At 42.2% G+C, this 502-nt stretch carries 1 protein-coding gene and 1 pseudogene; one reads left to right on the top strand and one right to left on the bottom strand.

All coding sequences use genetic code 11. From position 1 onward, the window contains the following. A pseudogene (locus AB4232_RS22715) lies at positions 1-148 on the top strand (FAD-dependent 2-octaprenylphenol hydroxylase); the annotation flags it as partial. Positions 149-275: 127 nt separating this feature from the next. On the opposite strand, the gene AB4232_RS22710 reads toward AB4232_RS22715, so the two are convergent. Further along, positions 276-482 carry a DUF1107 domain-containing protein gene (locus tag AB4232_RS22710; RefSeq protein ID WP_009847660.1) on the bottom strand — a complete coding sequence of 69 codons (207 nt, stop codon included), beginning with the start codon at positions 480-482 and terminating at the stop codon, positions 276-278. Positions 483-502: the final 20 nt, after the last annotated feature.

Here is a 502-nt window from a genome sequence, read left to right as displayed (position 1 = left end):
GCGATAATCCGGCTAAGAAGCTAATTCGTGGTATCGGTATGAAGCTTGCTGGTCAATTACCGGGTGCGAAAGATGAGATAATGAAGCAGCGCTGGGGTTGTCGGGCAACCTTCCGGATTTAGCTAAGCGCCCCGTAGTACACCGATAGTCGCGTGAGATGGATTGCTGTTGATGGTCAGTAGCTAAAGTTGATAGCAATTAACGACATCACGAACACGAAAAAAGGGTTGGCATAATGCCAACCCTTTTTGTTTTTAATTCTTTAGACTATCAGATCATGCGTACGCGCAGCGCAGTTTCATGATTTCACTATTTATTTCTTTTACGGTTTGGAAGTGACGCTTCTCTGCTCGGTCTGGTAGTACGAGTTTACCGTTATCAAACTCAAATTTACCTACGCCGTAAATGTAGATTCGTCCTTTGAAAAGTCGACTTACATGTTTAGCAATCATACTCGGTGTATAGCGCTTAAACAGTCTCATTTTTAATTATCCTTATATTT

This window comes from Vibrio sp. 10N.286.46.A8 (genome assembly GCF_041470165.1).
Classification (GTDB): Bacteria; Pseudomonadota; Gammaproteobacteria; order Enterobacterales; family Vibrionaceae; genus Vibrio; species Vibrio tasmaniensis_A.
Note: the sequence above shows the minus strand (reverse complement) of the source record. Positions and strands in the feature narration are given on the sequence as shown.

What these genes read in the sequence shown, in the direction of transcription:
- AB4232_RS22710 (WP_009847660.1), bottom strand. Translation starts at nt 482, where the DNA reads ATGAGACTGTTTAAGCGCTATACACCGAGTATGATTGCTAAACATGTA.